The organism is Pseudomonas paraglycinae (genome assembly GCF_021601625.1).
Taxonomy (GTDB): domain Bacteria; phylum Pseudomonadota; class Gammaproteobacteria; order Pseudomonadales; family Pseudomonadaceae; genus Aquipseudomonas; species Aquipseudomonas paraglycinae.
In genome coordinates this window covers 1-324 of record NZ_BQHR01000044.1, presented here as the reverse complement: position 1 = coordinate 324, position 324 = coordinate 1, and the positions used below count along the sequence as shown (strand labels likewise).

The window sequence follows — 324 nt, the reverse complement described above, 5'->3', positions numbered from 1 at the left end:
CGCTGCCCTGCACATACGCCGTCGGCTGGCCGAGATTCGGGAACACGGTCTGGTCATCGCCGAACACCAGCAGATGACCTTTCTGGCTGTGCTGGAAGTGGTAGTGAATGCCTTCTTCTTCGCACAGGCGCTGGACGAAATGCAGGTCGGTTTCGTCGTACTGCACGCAGTAGTCGCGATCCGGGCACGGCTGGCTGAGCTGGAAGCTGTAGGCGTTGCCCTTGATGCCGTGCTCGTCGAGGATCAGCGCGATGATTTTCGGCGCCGACATCTGCTGGTAGATGCGCTGGTTGGTGCGGTGATGCAGGTATTGCAGCTGCGGCA

At 60.5% G+C, this 324-nt stretch carries 1 protein-coding gene; it reads right to left on the bottom strand.

Features of this window, described 5'->3' with window-relative positions:
- Positions 1–324 (bottom strand): contractile injection system protein, VgrG/Pvc8 family (locus L6D82_RS28480; protein WP_248285769.1); only part of this gene is annotated, 324 nt, incomplete at both ends.